Source organism: Rathayibacter sp. Leaf299 (assembly GCF_001423055.1).
In the GTDB taxonomy this organism is placed as follows: Bacteria; Actinomycetota; Actinomycetes; order Actinomycetales; family Microbacteriaceae; genus Rathayibacter; species Rathayibacter caricis.
Genome location: NZ_LMNT01000001.1, coordinates 692,923 through 709,338, shown reverse-complemented (window position 1 = coordinate 709,338; position 16,416 = coordinate 692,923). Strand labels below are relative to the sequence as shown.

The window sequence follows — 16,416 nt, the reverse complement described above, 5'->3', positions numbered from 1 at the left end:
CTCTTCGAGGATGACCCTCTCCCCCGCACTCGCGGACCTCGCCGGTGCCTCGTTCGTCTCGCTCACCACCTTCCGCAGGACCGGGGTCGGGGTATCGACCCCGGTGTGGATCGCCCGCGACGGCGACGACCTGATCGTGACCACGCCCCGGAAGAGCGGGAAGGTCAAGCGCCTGCGCAACGACCCCCGCGTGACGCTCGTGCCGTGCGACCGCCGCGGCCGTGTGCAGGAGGGAGCGACCGTCGTCGAGGGCACGGCGCGCATCGTGTCCGACGAGGACACCGTCGAGCGGCTCGGGCGCGTGTTCCTCGGGAAGTACCGCCTCGAGTACCGGATCTTCATGGTGATCGAGCGCCTCGTCAGCCGCGGGGACCGGACCCGGGTGATGCTGAGGATCTCCTGAGTCCTACACCTCCGGGCTCGACACCGGAAGGCCCTCCGGACAGGACCCGCCGGGGTCTACCGTGGGGCGATCGCACGCCGGTGCCCTCGTGCGCCCCCGCGCCGACCGGCGGCACGCAGAAGGAGCACTCATGAGCATCGGAGCAGGGATCTTCCTCCTCGTCGTCGGAGCGGTACTCGCGTTCGCCGTCGACGTGCAGGTGTCGGGGATCGATCTGGCGCTGATCGGCTACATCCTGATGGCCGCCGGTGCAGTGGGGCTCGTCCTCGGGCTGGTCCTGATGACCCGCCGCCGCCAGGCGGTCTCGACGACGCGCTCGGCGGTCGACCCGGCCAGCGGCGAGCAGGTCACCCGCCGCACGAGCGAGAGCGACGGACCGCTGGTCTGACGCGGACCCTCGCGGAGACGACGAGAGGGGCGGGCCGGTGATCCGGCTCCGCCCCTCTTCCCGTTGAGGGATCGGTGCGACTACTCGTCGTCCGGCTCGCCGCCCGAGACGGTGTCGGTGTCGCCGCCGCCCTCGGAGGTGTCGGTGCCGGTTCCGTCGGGGAGGTCCTCGGTCTTCTCGGTGTCGTCACCGGTGGTGCGGTCGCTGCTCATGCTGCTCTCCCTTCGCCCGGCGCTCTGCCGGCCGATCTCACTCTGCTCCTGGAGCGCGCCGTCCGGCAGGGGGTAGCGGCGGCCTGCGGGGAGGTGACAGGAGCGGGCGTCAGGCCGGCTCGCTCCCACCGAGGTTGCCGGCGATGGTCTGCAGCGTGCGCACCGTGATCTCGTACTCCTCCTCCGCGACGCCCGCGGTCGCGCTCGCGCGCTGCGAAGCGACGACCTCCTCGAGCCGCGCGGTCGCCACCTCGCCGCGCTCCGTGAGCGCGTAGAGCTCGGACCGCGCCTCGACCCAGCCGCTCTCGAGGAGCTCCGCGAGCTGCTCCGCCGCCGACTCCCCGGCCGGGTCCGCCGCGGTGGGCGCCCGGAGGAACGGGGCGAGGGCCCGGTCGAGCTCGGCGAGCGGCGAGGGCCCGCGCTGCAGCTGCTGCAGCAGCTGCCACTGCCGCCGGGTCACTCCGTGCTCCTCGAGGGTGACCGAGAAGCGCTCGTCGACGAGGCGCTCCACGAGGGTCAGCCAGTATCCGATCGGTCGTTGATCAGCCATGGCGTCACGATACGCCCGGGCGCAGCAGGAGGCACCCGGTCCGCGGTCAAGGGCCTGAGATCCGACCCCGTCCTCCGGTTGACTGGGGTCACCGCTGAGAGACGGCGGGTTCTGGGGAGGTCACATGGCGAACCACCGTTTCGAGCTGCGGTCGGGCCGGGGCATCGGAGTCTCGGCGGCGGGCGATCCCGTCGCCGATCGGCTCGTCGTCTTCTGCCATCCCACGCCCGGAGCGGGCGGCTTCGACCCCGATCCGCTGGTGACCGGGCCCTGGGGCCTGCACCTGCTCATCCTCGACCGACCGGGGTACGGCGCCTCCGACCCCGTCGATCCGCGGCACGCCCGCGTGCAGGACCGGGCCGACGACCTCGCCGAGTACCTGCGCCGCTCCGAGCGGACCGCACGGGTCATCGACGGCGCCGAGTTCGGCAGCGTCGGCGTGGTCGGCTGGGGGTCCGGAGGCGCCTTCGCTCTCTCGCTCGCCGCCCGCCACCCCGATCTCGTCGACCGCATCGCGCTCGTCGGCACGCCCGCTCCTCCGCAGGCCGGCGTGCTCGTCCAGCGGACCGGAGCGTGGGAGCGCCGCGAGGTGCTGCCCGGCGAGGACGCGGGGACCCTCGCGGGCACGCTGCCGGAGGGTCCTCCCGGGCTCGACGCGCTCGGCATCGATCCCGAGGACCCCGTTCTCGCGGGCACCCGCGGACTGCGCAACCGGCTCGAGCGGATGCTCGGCGAGGGCTGGCGGCAGGGCCCACTGGGCGCCGCGACCGACCTCGCGGCCCTGCGCGACGGGAGCTGGGCCGACGAGCTCGACGCGGTGACCGCCTCGGTGCTCGTCGTGACCGGCGAGGACGACCCGGTCGCCGGCACGGAGGACGGCCGCTGGTACCGCGGTCGTCTCGCCGATGCGCGCACCGCGAGCGTCGCCGGGACGGGACGACTGGCCCTGGTGCGCGAGTGGCGGCGGATCCTCGACCACGTCGCTCCGCTCGAGCGCGGGGCGCAGGGCCGATGAGCCGCCCGGTGCCGCTCGGCGCGGGCCCGCGGATCCTGGTGGGAGCGATGGCGGTCTCGGGAGTCGTGCACCTCGTGCATCCGCGGACCTTCGACGCCGTGGTCCCCCGCGGGATGCCGGGCTCGGCGCGCGGGTGGGTCCTCGTCTCCGGAGTGGCGGAGCTGGCGTGCGCCGCGGCCACCGCCTGGCCGCCGACGCGCGCGATCGGTGGGATCGCCTCCGCCGCCCTGATGGCCGCCGTGTTCCCCGGCAACGTGCAGATGGCCCGCGACGCGCGGCGGCCGCGGACGCGCGCGATCACGCTCCTGCGCCTGCCGCTGCAGGTCCCGCTGGTGCTCTGGGGGCTGCAAGCGGCCCGGTCGCAGGGACGGTGACGCCCCTGCGCAAGCCCGCGCGCGTGCAGCTGACGTCCTGCTAGCTTCCGGGGATGAGCGACCAGACGGCGGACGATCGCCGAGACCAGCTGACCAGTGCCCCGCAGGCCACCGAGGCGGACGCGGCGCCGCGCATCGACGTGTCGACGACCGAGGCGGGCGACACGCGCATCGACATCCGCGAGGACGCCGCCGTGCGTCCCGGACGCGTCGAGGACGACGAGAGCGGCTCCGATGTCTGAGCCCCGCCGCGCCGCACTCGTCTACAACCCGGTCAAGGTCGACCTCGACTCGGTGAAGGCCGCGGTGTCGCGCGCCGAGGAGGCCGCCGGCTGGGCCGAGACGCTGTGGCTCGAGACCTCCGTGGAGGATCCCGGAGCCGGGCAGACCCGCGAGGCGATCGAGGCCGGCGTCGACATGGTGATCGCGGCCGGCGGCGACGGAACGGTCCGCGTCGTCGCCGAGGCGCTGCACGGCTCCGGCATCGCGCTCGGGCTCCTGCCCTCCGGCACCGGCAACCTGCTCGCCCGGAACCTGAACCTCACCCTCGACGACATCGACAACGCGCTCACGGTCGCCTTCTCGGGCGCCGACCGCGCGATCGACATCGGGATGATCGACATCGAGACCGACCACGGCCGCGACCGCCGCGCCTACGTGGTGATGGCCGGGCTCGGCATCGACGCGAAGATGCTCGCGAACACCGACGACGACCTGAAGAAGCGGGCCGGCTGGCTCGCCTACGTGGATGCGCTGCGGAAGGCCCTGCTGGACAAGAACCAGCTCGAGTTCCGCTACCGCCTCGACGGCTCGAAGGTCCGCAAGGTGCGCGCGCACACGATCATCGTGGGCAACTGCGGCGCACTGCCGGCGAACATCCTGCTGCTGCCGGATGCGGCCGTCGACGACGGCGAGTTCGACATCGTGCTGCTGCGGCCCGAGGGGTTCTTCGGCTGGGCCCAGATCATCTTCAAGGTGGTGTGGGAGAACGGTGTGCTGCGGCGCAGCGGAGTCGTGGGCCAGAAGCTCATGGGGCTCACCAAGGAGGTCTCGGCCCTGCGCTACGTGAAGGGCCGCGAGCTGGTCGTGCGCCTGGAGAAGGCGCAGGAGATCGAGCTCGACGGCGATCCGTTCGGGTCGACCTCGGCGTTCCGCACCTGGATCGAGCCCGGCGGGCTCACGGTGCGGGTCCCCGCGTAGGCGCCACGGAGGCCGCCCGTCCCTCCGGGGGCGGGCGGCCTCCGGCGTTCCTACCGGCGGACCGGGTCGGCGTTCGGAGCCGACGCCTCCCCGACGAGTCCCGAGGCGACGACCGGGACGACGTACTCGAGCTGCGGAGTGGAGCGGCCGGGCTCGAGGGCGGGGCCGGACCAGGTGAAGACGTAGTCGACCGACCCGTCGGCCAGCGGGACCGCGGCGACGAAGCGCCAGCCCGATCCCGAGACGGCGGTGGGAGCGGCTCCGGCGTGCGCCGCGGCCGGATAGCAGATCCGCACCGAGAGGACGGGGACGGGCGCTCCGACCGAGGAGGCGTGCCAGTACTGGTTCTGGATCTGCACCTGCGTGACGGTGGCGGTCGGAGTGCTCCCGACCCACTGCGCGGACCAGCTGACGAAGGTGTCGAACGAGAGGGTCGCATCGGAGGTGCGCTGATCCGGGAGCGGCGCGGGCGGCACCTCCGAGGCGGCCGCCGCCGGCGTCGCGAGGGCGACGGCGACGACGGGAGCGCTCCAGACGGCGGCGCGGACGAGGGAGCGGCGGGTCGAGTGCGCGGGCGCGCCGGAGTGCTTCGGAGCGCGCGACGGCGCGCCGGAGTCACCCCTCACGGGGGTGCTGGGCATGCGGGATCTCCAGGGAAGAGGGTGTCTCGGGGGTGAGTGATCGCCGATCCGCGGCCGGGAGTTTCGGGTTCCCGGCCGCGGCACGCGAGAGGTTCGGGTTCTCGCGGTGAGGCGGTGCGCTCCGGCGCGGGCGGGGATTCGGGTTCCCGCCCGCGGGAGGCTGCTCAGCAGGTGCGGATCTGCAGCGCGGCTTCGGGTGCCGCACCCCATGCACCTGCATGGACATGGCGACCCTAGTGCGCGATCCGTCGCGGCGGCAAGGGAAAGGCGCGGTCCTGCCCCCGAATCGTCGCGTTTCTGGTAACTTTCCCGCCCTTGCGGCGAGATTTACGACGGAATCAGCAGTTCTGAGTGCACTCGGTGAGTCGAGTCGGGAGGACGACCCTGTGCCGCGCGCCCGCCGTCAAGCCACCGCGGACGGAAGCCCCCTTCCCGTACCTTTCCCCCATGGGCATCTTCGACCGGCGCGCCACCGCGCGCCCCGCCACCGCGCACACCGCACCCTCTCCCGCAGCCACGTCCGCACCCGAGCCGGCTCCCGTGCCGGTGCCGCGCCGGACGGTGTGGTCCGACGGGCTGGGCCGGTTCGCCCTGCGCTGCCTCCAGGTGATCGTGATCCTCGCGCTCGCCTCGATCCTGGTCTTCGCGATGACGCAGCTCACCCTGGTGCTGATCCCGGTGATGATCGCGATCATCCTGGCGTCGGCCATCCATCCGCTGCTGGCGTGGCTGCGGCGCAAGGGCGTGCCGTCGATCCTCGCGACGTGGCTCTCGCTCCTGGGGCTGCTCGCGGTCCTCGGCGCGGTGGGCTGGCTCATCACGGTCGCCGTCCGCAACCAGTGGGACGATCTCGTGAACCGCGCCTCCGACGGCATCGCGTCGCTCCAGGACTACGTGCAGCACCTGCCGTTCGAGATCGACGAGCAGCAGATCGAGGACGCCCGCACGACGGTCGTCGACTTCCTCACCTCGAGCAGCTTCGGCTCCGGCGCTCTTGCGGGAGCCGCGGCCGCCGCCAACTTCGTCACCGGACTCGTGCTCATGATCGTCGTGCTCTTCTTCTTCATGAAGGACGGACCGAAGATCTGGGAGTTCCTCCTGCGCCCGTTCGTCGGCGAGAGCTACGACCGCGCCAAGCGCGTCGGCACCAAGGTGGTCGACGTGCTCGGCGACTACGTGCGCGGCACGGCGACCGTCGCGGCCGTCGACGCCGTCGGCATCGGCATCGCGCTGGCGATCATCGGCGTCCCGCTGGCGATCCCGCTCGCGGTGATCGTGTTCCTCACGGCCTTCATCCCGATCGTCGGAGCGACGGCCGCCGGCATCCTCGCCGCACTGGTCGCGCTCGTGGCCAACGGTCCGATCCCGGCGCTGATCGTGATCCTGGTCGTCATCGCCGTCAACCAGCTCGAGGGCAACTTCCTCCAGCCGGTGCTGATGGCCCGCTCCCTCAAGCTGCACCCGCTGATCGTGCTGGTCGCCCTGACCATCGGAACCGTGCTCGCGGGCATCGTGGGCGCCGTCCTGGCGGTGCCGATCGCCGCGGTCGTCTGGGGCGTGATCTCGGTCTGGAACGGCCACGACCGCCCGGCGGAGCCCGCGCGGCAGAAGCGGCGCGAGACGGTATGAGACTCCGCGTCAGGGCCGTCCGATGATGCCGTCCCGCAGCGCCTGACGCCGCAGGGCGATCCGCGTGCCCGCGTCGACACCCGCCTCGCGGTACTTCGCGCGGGCGCTGCGGAGGCAGCTGCGCGCCGCGTCCTGGGTGATGCGCAGCTGGGTCGCGACCTGCTTCAGCGACACACCCTCGACGAACAGGCCGATGACCTGGCGCTCGCGCGGGGTCAGGGTGCCGATCCCCTCGCCCTCGAGCAGGGCGCGGGTGCGATCGGTGGCGAACACGCCGCCGGCCGCGGCCGTCCGGATCGCCTCGATGATCACCTCCGTCGGCTCGCTCTTGACGACGTAGCCGCGAGCGCCCGCCTGCAGCGCCCGGCCGATGGTCTCGGCCCCGGCGTGCGTGCTGATGATGACCACCGCCGCTCCGGCCGCACGCAGCGTGCGGATCTTCATCGCGAGGTCGAGATCGTCGCCGAGATCGATGTCGAGGAGCACGACGTCGCTCGGGAACGCGGGATGACCCAGGAGCGCCGTCCAGCTGGCCGCGGTCGCGACCACGTCGATCTGCGCCTGGGACCGACGGATCCACTCCGACAGCGCGCGGAGCAGGATCGGGTGGTCGTCGAGGATCGCCAGGGTGATCGGCGGGGCGTCCTCGGGGCGGCTCGCGGGAGTGCTCACGGGGTCCTGCTCCTGTCGCGGGGGTTCTGCTCGAGCGAGTGCTCGAGGTGGACGGCGGTGCCGACGGTGTCCTGGTGCACGCGGTAGGCGCCCAGCTCGCCGAGGATGCCCCAGACCGCGGAGTCCAGCTCGCGCGGACGCGTGCCGAGCGCGGTCACTCCGATCGAGAGGATCGTCGGTCGCGGCGGGTCCCCTGCGCTCCGCACCGTGCGGAACACCGCCTCGACGCGCGGGCGCGACGGCGCGCTCGGCTCGGTCAGGAGCCACAGGACGGACAGCAGCCGCGCCCGGTCCGGCGGCAGGAGCGACGCGGCGAGCCGGTCCGGGTCGTCGAGCACGACCGCGCCCGAGAGGTGCGCGGACTCGTCCAGGGCGATGCGGAGCCACGTGCGGTCGTGGCTGCGGGCGAGGGCGCTGCGCAGCTCGTCGCCCAGCAGCCGGCCCTGCTCGCCCGTCCGCTCGTCGAGGTCTCCGGGCGCCGCCCCGCTGATCCGGGCGAGGAGCTCCTCCACCCGGCCGTCGATGCTCGCCAGCTCGGACGCCGCGAGGCTGCCCGGCCCGGTGCCCGGCGCGTCGATCATGCTGTCGGTGAGGGTGCGGTCGAGCTTGCGGTGCACGTGCTCGTCGACGGTCGAGAGGATCATCGCGCAGAACACGGTCGGGGCGACCGCCAGCAGCGTGATGGTCGTGCCGATCCCGGTGCCTCCGGGAGCCGTGACGCTCTGCACGGCGAGGGTCGCGACGCTCAGCCCGAGCAGGAGCCCCAGCGCCCCGTAGGTCCGCGACAGCGGGTGGAAGGCCATCAGCCCGAGCAGCGTCGCCCCGATTCCCACGCAGATCGACGGGTAGTAGACCCCGGAGGAGCCCGGCCGCGCCGAATCGGCGATCTCGAGGGCGAAGGCGGCCGCGTCGACGATCATCACCGCCGTGAAGGTGCGCAGCCCCAGCTCGCCGCGGCGGAGCAGGGCGCTGACCGCCCCCGCGACGAACGCCGCGATGACGGCGAGCCACGCCGCTCCGGTCAGCACACCCGCCGAACCGGCGTTCCACGACCAGGAGTAGGAGAAGACACCGCGAACCATCACGAGGCCGGCGACCGTGAGGAAGCCCAGGCCCAGGTAGCTCGCGGTCAGCTGGTGGGTGCGCTGGATCTGGGTGCGCACCGCGCGCAGTGATCCCGGCCCCGTCTCGGCCGCGCGGACGAGGGCGAGGAGCGTGCCGGCGGGGCGCTCCGGCCCGCTCATCGCGGCACCCGCATCAGGACCGTGGTGCCGGCGCCCGGGGCGGAGAACACGCGGGCGGACCCGCCGACCGCCTCGAGGCGCCCGCGCACCGACTCCGCGAGGCCCAGCCGGCCCGCCGGGACCGCGCGCGGGTCGAAGCCGGCCCCGGCGTCCGAGACGGCGACGCGGACCTCGCGCTCGTCCTGCTCGACCGTGACGTCGACCGCGCGGACCCCGGAGTGCCTCTGCACGTTCTCGAGGCACTCGCCCGTCGCCCGCGCGAGCGGCTCGAGGGCGTGCGCGGGGACGCCGCCGTCGCCCGCGTGCCACGAGATCTCGAGGCCGAGGGCGCGGTACCGGCGGTCGACCGCGGCGAACCGCTCGGGCAGCAGAGTGCAGGGCAGGTCGCCCGGCGCGTCCTGCGGCGGCTCCTCCGAGCGCTCGAGGCGCTGCAGGAGGTCGAGGTCGGCCGCGGCCCGCTCGCGCAGGGTCTGCGCCGGGACGCCCTCGCCCCGGTGCGCGACGAGGGTGAGGGTCGCCAGGATCGTGTCGTGCATCAGCCGGGCGTCGTAGCGGCGGCGGGCCTCGTCCTCGCTCGACCGCCGCTCCGCGTCGTGGGCGGTGCGGAGTCGCCGGGTGCCGATGTCGGCGCGCTCGACGCTGGCGGCGATCCAGCGCGCGATGGCCCAGCAGCCGGCCCAGCTCACGACGACGGCGAGGGCGACGAAGAAGGCGCGGCCGGACTCCCAGGTCGCGGCCGTGCTGAGCGCGAGCACCGGCACGAGCCCGGCGAGGGCGAACACGGGGAGCCGGCGGGAGGCGCCGAGCGCGAGCATCGGAGTCGGCAGGGCCATCGACGCCAGCATCGTGATGCAGCCGAGCACGGTCGGCGCGCGGAGGTCGAGGTCGGAGAGCACGAACATCACGAGGGCGGTGAGGCTCAGGGCGCAGGAGAGTGCCACGAGGCGGGCGCTGCTCGTGGAGCGCGCCCGACGGGGCAGGAGGACCACTCCGGCGGCGAGGACCAGCACGAGGAGGATCGGCACAGCGCGGAGGGCCTCGGCGGGCTCGAGCACGAGCAGGTGCACGGCGGAGGCGCCGGTGAAGACGCCCTGGGCCCGGCGTGCGCAGCGCAGACCCACCTCGGACTGCTCGCGGCGCAGGGCCGCGCGCTCCGGGGGCGCGGGCGCGCCCGGGTCCGTCGAGGGGAGCATCGCCGTCGGGCCTCGCCGCTCTGCAGGCTCCCGATCGCGCGGGGGCCGCGCGGGACGGGGGCGGTGGAATGGGAACTCGAGGCCGCCGACGGCCCCGTGGACTGCATCGTCGCATACAGGAGGCGCTCCGTATCGGCCTCAGTTGTCGGGTTCCGCGCCGTGGAACGTCTCCTCCCGTCACGTTTCGGCCGCGGCGGTCGCGCCCGGCGCCTCCGATCCCGTAGGCTGAGGACATCTCCTGGGCGATCGCCCGAATTCCACGGCTGAGAAGTCGCCACCACCAGCACGCACTCGCTGGAGACGACGAAGAGACTCAGCCCCTGATAGAGACCGCGCTCCCCCTCCAGATCGATCTGGTCCGGGAAGCACCGATCGACGGCATCGACCTCGATCCAGCGGTTCGAACGCCCGCCTCGCCGGCGGGTACCGCCCTTCACAGGACGCCGCGGAAGCCGCGACGTTCCTCGTTCGACCCCCGCCCCTCCGACTCCGTCGGAATGCGGGACGTTCTCCCCCGCGGAGGTCCCCTCCGCCCCCAAGACGACCCGAGCTGTTCCCGATCGACGCGTGTTTCATCCGCGCGGAGGAGGAACCGTCCGGGTACCGCACGCTCGTGCGGAATCTGACGACGCCCGCTCCGGCAGGCGTCATTAACACATAAGGAAAAGAAATGCCTACTGGCACCGTTAAGTGGTTCAACTCCGAAAAGGGCTTCGGCTTCATCGCTCCCGACGACGGAGGCGCCGACGTGTTCGCGCACTTCTCCGCCATCGCGAAGCAGGGCTACCGCGAGCTCGTCGAGAACCAGCACGTCGAGTACGACGTCGAGCAGGGCCGCAAGGGCCCGCAGGCCGCAAACATCCGCGGCGTCGGCGAGTAATCACCGACTCCTGACTTCTCCGGAGTCCGGTTCGCCGGTTCCTCAGAACTCGCAGCGCCCCGTCGGCCGTGATCCTCGGATCCGGTCGGCGGGGCGTTTCCGCGTCCCCCGCGTGTCCGGATCCTCCGCGGTCACGCGTCCCCTGAACGGTGGGTAGGCTCTCTCCGGGGCTCCCGTGGCCGAGCCCCGGCCCCCGTGAACGCACCGGGCGCCGCACGAAGGCAAGGTGGAGACCATGGGACGACTGATCTACGGACCGCAATCGCTCGAGATCGACTTCGAGGACCGGATGCTCGCGCACCTCAAGGTGGCGATGTTCACCAAGATGCGCCGCAACGAGTCGTTCAGCCTCTCGTGGGCCGAGCCGGAGTCGAGCGGCTACGGGCGCAGCTCGGTCTGGATCCACCCGGCCACTCCGCTGCACTTCCGGTTCTTCGGCAGCAAGAGGCCCGCGCTGAACCGCGCCTGGATCGAGCAGTTCGTCTCGAGCGCGAACAACACGGGCGAGATGCTCGTGGTGCCGGAGCCGCAGGAGGGCTGAGGGCCCTCCCCCGCTCGCGCGACGCTGCTCCGACGACCGCGGCTCAGAGCACGCGGCTCAGACCACGCGGCTCACACCACGCGCGGTCGCGCCGTGTGCACCAGCTCGTCGTGCGGCAGACCCGCCAGGCGTGCGGCGACCTCGGCGCAGGCCGCGTCGTCCGCGCTCGCCGAGGCGTACTCCTCCGGCCACAGCGGCGTCAGGGTGACCAGTTCGACGTCGCCCGTGGCGAGCTCCATGCGATCGGGCAGCCGCGGGCTGCGCAGCCCCAGCAGCACTCCGACCGCGCCGTCGGCGTCGGCCCAGGCCGGCGGGGCGGCGGCGCCGTCGAGCCGGGCGACGTCGACGCCGGTCCGGCAGCAGACGCCCTGCAGTGCCGCGCGGCGGGCGGCCTCGTAGAGCAGGCGGAACTGCCAGTGGTTCCACAGATCGGCAGCCGGCACACCGCGCAGCGCCGAGCTCTCGAGGCAGAGCTCCAGGCCCAGCCCGGTGCCGGGGCGGCTCAGCCGGTCGAACGGGTCGCTCAACCCGTCGGTGGCGAGCACCACGGAGGAACCCCGCTCGACCCGGAGGAAGGCGCGGTGGTCGGTCGGCCAGCGGGCGCCGCCTCGCGTGCCCGGGTCCTCGGTCGAGACGACGACCGTGCGGTCGAGCTCGCCGATCCCGCGCCACACCTCCGCGCGGTCCTCGGCGACGGCCTCCGCCAGCGCCCGCCGCTCGTCCGGGGTCCAACGGACCTCGCGGGTGCGGTTCAGGAACAACGACATGGGACTCCCCGTCCGCGCAGGAGGTCCCTGCGCTCCCGGCACGCTACGGGGCCAGCCGGGACGCGACCTCCGAGCAACCGGGGGAGAAGCTGGGTGTCGCTCCTGCGGGGGTGAGAGGTCAACCCCCTCCGCGTGCCGTCAGCCCAGCGGGTTCACTCCGTTGGTGCGCCAGCGCTCGTCGGCGAGCTGGCCGGGAGTGCCCTCGCCGTCGTGCTCGCCGAGGGGCTCGGCCTCGCGGGCGGCCTCGGCGGGCACGGCGCCGAGCGAGGTCCCGCTGCCCTCCGCGGTGCTGCCGGGGGGCAGCAGCCCCTCCTCGTCCTCGGAATCGGAGACCTCGTCCTCGGCGGCGTTCTCGGTGCCGCTCTCGGCCATCGCGTCGTAGCCGTGGTCCGGGTCGCGGCTCTCGTCCGCGCTCGTGCTCTCCTCGACCTCGGCGTCCGCGGGGCGGACGTCGTCGGGTCGATCCGCGTCGGTCACCGGACCGGAGGGGTCGGCGCCGCTCTGTCCCTCGCCGGTCCAGCCGGAGAACTCGGGGCTCGTGTCTGCGCTCATGGGCGCCACGGTAGCACCGGGGCCCCCGGCGGCCGGAGGCCTTGCGGATCACCGGGAACCGCTCCCTCCCCGGCGCCCGGGGCGTGTCGGACACGGGATCGCCGTCGCGAGCACGCGAGGTCGTGATCGACACGACCTAGGCTCGAACGACGCGGCGGGCGCCGCACGGACGACGGGAGCACGATGCGACGACTCGGATACGATCGGTTCGGCGGACCGGACGTGCTCTCGTGGCGGGACGCCCCGGTGCCGATGCCCCGGCGAGGCGAGGTGCTCGTGCGCACCCGCGCGGCGAGCATCAACGCCACCGACGAGAAGATCCTCTCGGGCTCGGCCCGCGTGATGGCCGTCGGGCGGCCGCGGCCGCTGGGCTTCGGGCTCGACATCGCCGGGACCGTCGAGGCCGTCGGTCCCGGCCCGAGCAGCGTCTCGATCGGCGATCGCGTGGTCGGGATGACCCGCCACGGCGATGCCTTCGCCGATGCGTCCCTGGTGCGCGGCGGCTCCCTGGTGCCCCTGCCCGCCTCGCTCGACCTCGTGCAGGGCGTCACCCTCGCCATGTCCGGAGGAACGGCCGTCGGGCTCGTCGACGCCCTGCGCGTGCGCGCGGGGCAGAAGGTGCTGGTGGGCGGCGGCTCCGGAGCGATCGGCCAGCTGACCGTGCAGCTGCTCGTCCGCGCGGGCTGCGAGGTCGCAGCGACCGGCTCCGCCGCCTCCGCCGACGTGCTGCGCGGGCTGGGTGCCGAACCGCACGACTACCGGGCCCTCGATCTCGGCGTGCTCTCGAGCCGCTTCGACGTCGTCGTCGACGTGTCGGGGCACCTCGCGGTCCACGACGCCGCGATCCTGCTCGCTCCGGGCGGGCGCGTCGTCACCCTCGTGCCGAACGGACCGGCGCTCGGCGCCCAGGCCGTCGGAGCGCTCCGCCGCGACCGGCCGAGCGTGCGGAACCTGATCGTCGTGGCGACCGCCGAGCGGATCGGGCGGGCGCTCTCGCTCGCCGCCTCCGGCGAGCTGCGCGCGGAGGCCGGCGCCGTGCATCCGCTCGAGGAGATCGTCGACGTGCTGACCCGGCGCGCGGCGGGCACCGACCGCACGATCGGGAAGGTCGTCTTCACGGCCGACGGGTCGGCTCCGCTGGTCTGACGGACCGCAGCGGCCGGAAGGGCGCAGAACAGTACCGGGAGCGCGGGCGCTCGACAAGCACCCCGAGGTCTCGGGCGGGCCCCGTCAGGATGGTCGCATGCCCGCAACCACCCGCTCTTTCCCGTACCCGCTCGGCGTCTCCCTCCGCGGCGACGACGGCGCCAACGTCGCCCTGTACTCCGAGACCGCGGACAGCGTCGAGGTCTGCCTCTTCGACGAGTCCGGAGCCGAGACCCGCGTCGCCCTCACCGACCGCACCGGACACGTCTTCCACGGCATCGTCCCCGGTATGAGCGTCGGCACCCGCTACGGCTTCCGGGTCGACGGCCCGTGGGACCCCGCGAACGGCCTGCGCCACAACGCGCACAAGCTGCTGCTCGACCCGCACGCGACCGCGATCGAGGGCTCCTACGCGTGGAGCGAGGACGTCTTCGGCCAGTTCTACGAGGACGCCGAGACGCGCAACGACGCGGACTCCGCCGCCTCCGTGCCCAAGTGCGTCGTGACGGACCCCTCCTCCTTCGACTGGTCGGGCGACACCGCCCCGCGCATCCCGCTCGAGGACACGGTCGTGTACGAAGTGCACGTGAAGGGCTTCACGCAGCTGCACCCCGACGTGCCCGAGGACGTCCGCGGCACCTACCGCGGCCTCGCGCACCCCGCCGCGATCAAGCACTTCACCGACCTGGGCGTCACCTCGGTCGAGCTGCTCCCCGTGCACCAGTTCGTGCAGGACTCGCACCTCGAGGAGAAGGGCCTGCGCAACTACTGGGGCTACAACTCCATCGGCTTCTTCGCCCCGCACAACGAGTACTCGCACGCCGGCGACGACGGCTCGCAGGTCGACGAGTTCAAGGCCATGGTCAAGGCGTTCCACGAGGCCGGCCTCGAGGTGATCCTCGACGTGGTCTACAACCACACCGCCGAGGGCAACGACAAGGGCCCGACGCTCTCGTTCAAGGGCATCGACAACGGCTCCTACTACCGCCTGGTGGAGGAGGACCGCGCCAACTACTTCGACACCACGGGCACCGGCAACAGCCTCAACGTGAGCCACCCGGCCGCGCTCGGGCTCATCATGGACTCGCTGCGCTACTGGGTGACCGAGATGCACATCGACGGTTTCCGCTTCGACCTCGCCACGACGCTGACGCGTCAGACCGGCGAGGCCGAGGTTCACAGCGCGTTCCTCGACCTCATCGCGCAGGACCCGGTGCTCGCCCCCGTCAAGATGATCGCCGAGCCGTGGGACACCGCGGGCTACCAGGTCGGCGGCTTCCCCGCCGACTGGTCGGAGTGGAACGGGAAGTTCCGCGACGACGTGCGCGACTTCTGGCACGGCGCCGACTCCGTGCTCGGCACGACCGCGCAGCGGATCCTCGGCTCGCCGGACGTGTACGAGGCCGACAAGCGCTCGCCGCTGTCGAGCGTCAACTTCGTCACCGCCCACGACGGCTTCACCCTCGCCGACCTCACCGCCTACTCGCGCAAGCACAACGCGGCCAACGGCGAGGACAACAACGACGGAGAGAGCGACAACCGCTCCTCCAACAACGGCGCCGAGGGCCCGACCGAGAACGAGGCGGTCAACGAGCGGCGCGACCGCATGCGCCGCAACTTCCTGGCGACCCTGCTGCTCTCGGCCGGCGTGCCGATGATCCTGGGCGGCGACGAGATCGCCCGCACCCAGGGCGGCAACAACAACGCCTACTGCCAGGACGACGAGATCTCGTGGTTCGACTGGGAGAACGCGGACCGCGAGCTGCTCGCCTTCACCCGCGAGCTGATCGCGCTGCGCGCCGCCGAGCCGGCGCTGAAGCCCAAGTGGTTCCGCCGCGCCCCGGGCGACGGCGGCCCCGACACGGTCGACATCCTCCGCTCGGACGCCGAGGGCTTCGCCGACGAGGACTGGGACAACCCGGATGCCCGCTCGATCACGTTCGTGTTCACGCACGAGGGCAGCGCCTCCTTCGCCCTGCTGCTGAACGCGGCCGAGAACGGAGTCGAGTTCACGATTCCCCAGGCGCCCGGCGCCGAGTGGGAGCTCGCCTGCTCGAGCGACCCGGACCAGGTCGTGGCGGGCGAGGTCACGACGCTGATCGTCCGCGACGCGTCGTTCACGCTGCTCCGCTCGGCCTGATGAGCACCGCCGGCAGGGCCTCGCGACGCCTCCGCTTCCGCGGGCGCATCGCGGGGTTCGGCACGGCGTCGGGCACCCGCCTCGTCCTGGGGCTGTGGGAGCGCACGCCGCTCGGCGCGTTCTCGGACGCGATGGTCGAGCGGGCCGACGGGCACCGGATGCTCATCGCTCCGACCCGCGATGTCGCGGACCTGATCTCGGCGACGTACACCTTCGACGAGATCGTGGTCGCGCCGGTCAGTACTCGGCGGATCGCCGGCGGCCTGGCGGTCACTGCAGGTGGCCTGGAGGTCGCGCTGCAGCTGGGCGGAGTCACTCCGCTGGGCCGGCTGCTCCGGATCGTGCCGCGACCGGTCGCCGAGAACCCCGTCTGGCTGACCGCGATCTCCCCCGTCGCGTCCCTGCTGGTCCGCGGTGTCCGCACCGCCGGCTCCGCGGGCGGCGGGCGGCGCGAGTACTACGGCGTGCGGACGATCCGGCGGGTGCGGGGAGTCACCGCGTCGCTCGACGGGAGCGATCTGGGGGGCCTGCGCCCGCTCACTCCGCCCGTGCGCTTCGGCTTCTCGTCGGCGCCGGCCGAGCCCGCGATCGTCGACGTCACCACCACCATCGTGCTGCCGCGCGGTGGCGAAACCGCGCCCCGGCGCGACGAGGAGAAGGGAGCCGCTTCGTGAAGAAGGGCGACAAGATCAGCTGGAACACCTCGCAGGGCGAGACCCACGGCGAGCTGGTCGAGAAGAAGACGAAGGAGTTCCACTTCGAGGGCCAGAAGTTCAACGCCTCGGACGACGAGCCCTACTGGATCGTGCAGAGCGACAAGACCGACGCGAAGGCCGCGCACAAGGAGTCGTCGCTGACGAAGAAGTGAG

21 protein-coding genes are annotated in these 16,416 nt (G+C 72.9%); 13 read left to right on the top strand and 8 right to left on the bottom strand.

Going from position 1 to position 16,416, the window contains the following annotated elements; genetic code table 11:
* Window positions 1-10 precede the first annotated feature (10 nt).
* The gene (locus ASF48_RS03210) at window positions 11-403 is read left to right on the top strand and encodes a PPOX class F420-dependent oxidoreductase (RefSeq protein ID WP_055786280.1); all 393 of its coding nucleotides are present in this window, start codon (window positions 11-13) and stop codon (window positions 401-403) included.
* A gap of 130 nt (window positions 404-533) precedes the next feature.
* Complete coding sequence (locus ASF48_RS03205) at window positions 534-791, top strand: DUF6458 family protein (protein WP_055786276.1); 258 nt, start codon at window positions 534-536, stop codon at window positions 789-791.
* 80 nt (window positions 792-871) lie between these two features.
* Here ASF48_RS03205 and ASF48_RS20005 read toward each other — a convergent pair whose 3' ends face one another.
* Window positions 872-1,003 (bottom strand): hypothetical protein, encoded by a 132-nt coding sequence (locus ASF48_RS20005; protein WP_268788495.1) that lies wholly within the window; start codon window positions 1,001-1,003, stop codon window positions 872-874.
* 109 nt (window positions 1,004-1,112) lie between these two features.
* Complete coding sequence (locus tag ASF48_RS03200) at window positions 1,113-1,553, bottom strand: hypothetical protein (protein ID WP_055786273.1); 441 nt, start codon at window positions 1,551-1,553, stop codon at window positions 1,113-1,115.
* A 124-nt stretch (window positions 1,554-1,677) separates the two neighbouring features.
* On the opposite strand from ASF48_RS03200, the gene ASF48_RS03195 reads away from it, so the two are divergent.
* The 4 genes from ASF48_RS03195 to ASF48_RS03180 are packed head-to-tail and all read left to right on the top strand — an operon-like array spanning window position 1,678 to window position 4,142.
* Window positions 1,678-2,568, top strand: a complete 891-nt coding sequence (locus tag ASF48_RS03195) for an alpha/beta fold hydrolase (RefSeq protein ID WP_055786270.1) — start codon at window positions 1,678-1,680, stop codon at window positions 2,566-2,568.
* Window positions 2,565-2,942 (top strand): DoxX family protein, encoded by a 378-nt coding sequence (locus ASF48_RS03190; protein WP_200930957.1) that lies wholly within the window; start codon window positions 2,565-2,567, stop codon window positions 2,940-2,942. Before ASF48_RS03195 ends, ASF48_RS03190 begins: the two co-directional genes overlap by 4 nt.
* Before the next feature lie 53 nt (window positions 2,943-2,995).
* Window positions 2,996-3,184 carry a hypothetical protein gene (locus tag ASF48_RS03185; protein ID WP_055786268.1) on the top strand — a complete coding sequence of 63 codons (189 nt, stop codon included), beginning with the start codon at window positions 2,996-2,998 and terminating at the stop codon, window positions 3,182-3,184.
* Entirely contained in the window at window positions 3,177-4,142 is a 966-nt protein-coding gene (locus tag ASF48_RS03180; protein WP_055786265.1) for a diacylglycerol/lipid kinase family protein, read from the top strand. The genes ASF48_RS03185 and ASF48_RS03180 overlap by 8 nt, the downstream gene beginning before the upstream one ends.
* A 50-nt stretch (window positions 4,143-4,192) precedes the next feature.
* On the opposite strand, the gene ASF48_RS03175 is transcribed toward ASF48_RS03180, so the two are convergent.
* Window positions 4,193-4,783, bottom strand: coding sequence for a hypothetical protein (locus tag ASF48_RS03175; RefSeq protein ID WP_055786260.1), 591 nt, complete (start codon window positions 4,781-4,783; stop codon window positions 4,193-4,195).
* 447 nt (window positions 4,784-5,230) lie between these two features.
* Between ASF48_RS03175 and ASF48_RS03170 the strand changes: the two genes are divergently transcribed.
* Window positions 5,231-6,412 (top strand): AI-2E family transporter, encoded by a 1,182-nt coding sequence (locus tag ASF48_RS03170; protein ID WP_055786258.1) that lies wholly within the window; start codon window positions 5,231-5,233, stop codon window positions 6,410-6,412.
* Window positions 6,413-6,421: 9 nt separating this feature from the next.
* Here ASF48_RS03170 and ASF48_RS03165 read toward each other — a convergent pair whose 3' ends face one another.
* Genes ASF48_RS03165 through ASF48_RS03155 form a run of 3 tightly spaced genes read right to left on the bottom strand, consistent with a single transcriptional unit; the run spans window position 6,422 to window position 9,521 of the window.
* Window positions 6,422-7,084, bottom strand: coding sequence for a response regulator transcription factor (locus tag ASF48_RS03165; protein ID WP_055786255.1), 663 nt, complete (start codon window positions 7,082-7,084; stop codon window positions 6,422-6,424).
* Window positions 7,081-8,328 (bottom strand): hypothetical protein, encoded by a 1,248-nt coding sequence (locus ASF48_RS19610; protein ID WP_055786252.1) that lies wholly within the window; start codon window positions 8,326-8,328, stop codon window positions 7,081-7,083. The genes ASF48_RS03165 and ASF48_RS19610 overlap by 4 nt, the downstream gene beginning before the upstream one ends.
* A complete protein-coding gene (locus ASF48_RS03155) occupies window positions 8,325-9,521 on the bottom strand; it encodes a sensor histidine kinase (protein WP_055786249.1) in 1,197 nt (398 codons plus the stop codon). Before ASF48_RS03155 ends, ASF48_RS19610 begins: the two co-directional genes overlap by 4 nt.
* A gap of 670 nt (window positions 9,522-10,191) precedes the next feature.
* Between ASF48_RS03155 and ASF48_RS03150 the strand changes: the two genes are divergently transcribed.
* Window positions 10,192-10,401, top strand: coding sequence for a cold-shock protein (locus tag ASF48_RS03150; protein ID WP_055786246.1), 210 nt, complete (start codon window positions 10,192-10,194; stop codon window positions 10,399-10,401).
* Window positions 10,402-10,636: 235 nt separating this feature from the next.
* The gene (locus tag ASF48_RS03145; protein WP_055788845.1) at window positions 10,637-10,942 is read left to right on the top strand and encodes a DUF7882 family protein; all 306 of its coding nucleotides are present in this window, start codon (window positions 10,637-10,639) and stop codon (window positions 10,940-10,942) included.
* A 71-nt stretch (window positions 10,943-11,013) separates the two neighbouring features.
* Here ASF48_RS03145 and ASF48_RS03140 read toward each other — a convergent pair whose 3' ends face one another.
* Together ASF48_RS03140 and ASF48_RS03135 are read right to left on the bottom strand one after the other, a co-directional pair.
* The gene (locus ASF48_RS03140) at window positions 11,014-11,709 is read right to left on the bottom strand and encodes a hypothetical protein (RefSeq protein ID WP_055786242.1); all 696 of its coding nucleotides are present in this window, start codon (window positions 11,707-11,709) and stop codon (window positions 11,014-11,016) included.
* Window positions 11,710-11,847: 138 nt separating this feature from the next.
* Window positions 11,848-12,261 carry a hypothetical protein gene (locus ASF48_RS03135; protein ID WP_055786237.1) on the bottom strand — a complete coding sequence of 138 codons (414 nt, stop codon included), beginning with the start codon at window positions 12,259-12,261 and terminating at the stop codon, window positions 11,848-11,850.
* Window positions 12,262-12,444: 183 nt separating this feature from the next.
* On the opposite strand from ASF48_RS03135, the gene ASF48_RS03130 reads away from it, so the two are divergent.
* From ASF48_RS03130 to ASF48_RS03115, 4 genes are all read left to right on the top strand, one after another.
* A complete protein-coding gene (locus tag ASF48_RS03130) occupies window positions 12,445-13,407 on the top strand; it encodes a quinone oxidoreductase family protein (protein WP_055786234.1) in 963 nt (320 codons plus the stop codon).
* A 97-nt stretch (window positions 13,408-13,504) separates the two neighbouring features.
* The gene (gene glgX / locus ASF48_RS03125) at window positions 13,505-15,547 is read left to right on the top strand and encodes a glycogen debranching protein GlgX (protein WP_055786231.1); all 2,043 of its coding nucleotides are present in this window, start codon (window positions 13,505-13,507) and stop codon (window positions 15,545-15,547) included.
* Window positions 15,547-16,221, top strand: coding sequence for a hypothetical protein (locus ASF48_RS03120; protein ID WP_055786228.1), 675 nt, complete (start codon window positions 15,547-15,549; stop codon window positions 16,219-16,221). The genes glgX and ASF48_RS03120 overlap by 1 nt, the downstream gene beginning before the upstream one ends.
* Complete coding sequence (locus ASF48_RS03115) at window positions 16,218-16,415, top strand: DUF2945 domain-containing protein (protein ID WP_055786225.1); 198 nt, start codon at window positions 16,218-16,220, stop codon at window positions 16,413-16,415. The genes ASF48_RS03120 and ASF48_RS03115 overlap by 4 nt, the downstream gene beginning before the upstream one ends.
* Window position 16,416: the final 1 nt, after the last annotated feature.

What these genes read in the sequence shown, in the direction of transcription:
- ASF48_RS03180 (WP_055786265.1), top strand. Translation starts at nt 3,177, where the DNA reads ATGTCTGAGCCCCGCCGCGCCGCACTCGTCTACAACCCGGTCAAGGTC.
- ASF48_RS19610 (WP_055786252.1), bottom strand. Translation starts at nt 8,328, where the DNA reads ATGAGCGGGCCGGAGCGCCCCGCCGGCACGCTCCTCGCCCTCGTCCGC.
- ASF48_RS03150 (WP_055786246.1), top strand. Translation starts at nt 10,192, where the DNA reads ATGCCTACTGGCACCGTTAAGTGGTTCAACTCCGAAAAGGGCTTCGGC.
- ASF48_RS03145 (WP_055788845.1), top strand. Translation starts at nt 10,637, where the DNA reads ATGGGACGACTGATCTACGGACCGCAATCGCTCGAGATCGACTTCGAG.
- ASF48_RS03200 (WP_055786273.1), bottom strand. Translation starts at nt 1,553, where the DNA reads ATGGCTGATCAACGACCGATCGGATACTGGCTGACCCTCGTGGAGCGC.
- ASF48_RS03140 (WP_055786242.1), bottom strand. Translation starts at nt 11,709, where the DNA reads ATGTCGTTGTTCCTGAACCGCACCCGCGAGGTCCGTTGGACCCCGGAC.
- ASF48_RS03155 (WP_055786249.1), bottom strand. Translation starts at nt 9,521, where the DNA reads ATGCTCCCCTCGACGGACCCGGGCGCGCCCGCGCCCCCGGAGCGCGCG.
- ASF48_RS03120 (WP_055786228.1), top strand. Translation starts at nt 15,547, where the DNA reads ATGAGCACCGCCGGCAGGGCCTCGCGACGCCTCCGCTTCCGCGGGCGC.
- ASF48_RS20005 (WP_268788495.1), bottom strand. Translation starts at nt 1,003, where the DNA reads ATGAGCAGCGACCGCACCACCGGTGACGACACCGAGAAGACCGAGGAC.
- ASF48_RS03210 (WP_055786280.1), top strand. Translation starts at nt 11, where the DNA reads ATGACCCTCTCCCCCGCACTCGCGGACCTCGCCGGTGCCTCGTTCGTC.
- ASF48_RS03205 (WP_055786276.1), top strand. Translation starts at nt 534, where the DNA reads ATGAGCATCGGAGCAGGGATCTTCCTCCTCGTCGTCGGAGCGGTACTC.
- ASF48_RS03175 (WP_055786260.1), bottom strand. Translation starts at nt 4,783, where the DNA reads ATGCCCAGCACCCCCGTGAGGGGTGACTCCGGCGCGCCGTCGCGCGCT.
- ASF48_RS03185 (WP_055786268.1), top strand. Translation starts at nt 2,996, where the DNA reads ATGAGCGACCAGACGGCGGACGATCGCCGAGACCAGCTGACCAGTGCC.
- glgX (WP_055786231.1), top strand. Translation starts at nt 13,505, where the DNA reads ATGCCCGCAACCACCCGCTCTTTCCCGTACCCGCTCGGCGTCTCCCTC.
- ASF48_RS03190 (WP_200930957.1), top strand. Translation starts at nt 2,565, where the DNA reads ATGAGCCGCCCGGTGCCGCTCGGCGCGGGCCCGCGGATCCTGGTGGGA.
- ASF48_RS03135 (WP_055786237.1), bottom strand. Translation starts at nt 12,261, where the DNA reads ATGAGCGCAGACACGAGCCCCGAGTTCTCCGGCTGGACCGGCGAGGGA.
- ASF48_RS03195 (WP_055786270.1), top strand. Translation starts at nt 1,678, where the DNA reads ATGGCGAACCACCGTTTCGAGCTGCGGTCGGGCCGGGGCATCGGAGTC.
- ASF48_RS03130 (WP_055786234.1), top strand. Translation starts at nt 12,445, where the DNA reads ATGCGACGACTCGGATACGATCGGTTCGGCGGACCGGACGTGCTCTCG.
- ASF48_RS03170 (WP_055786258.1), top strand. Translation starts at nt 5,231, where the DNA reads ATGGGCATCTTCGACCGGCGCGCCACCGCGCGCCCCGCCACCGCGCAC.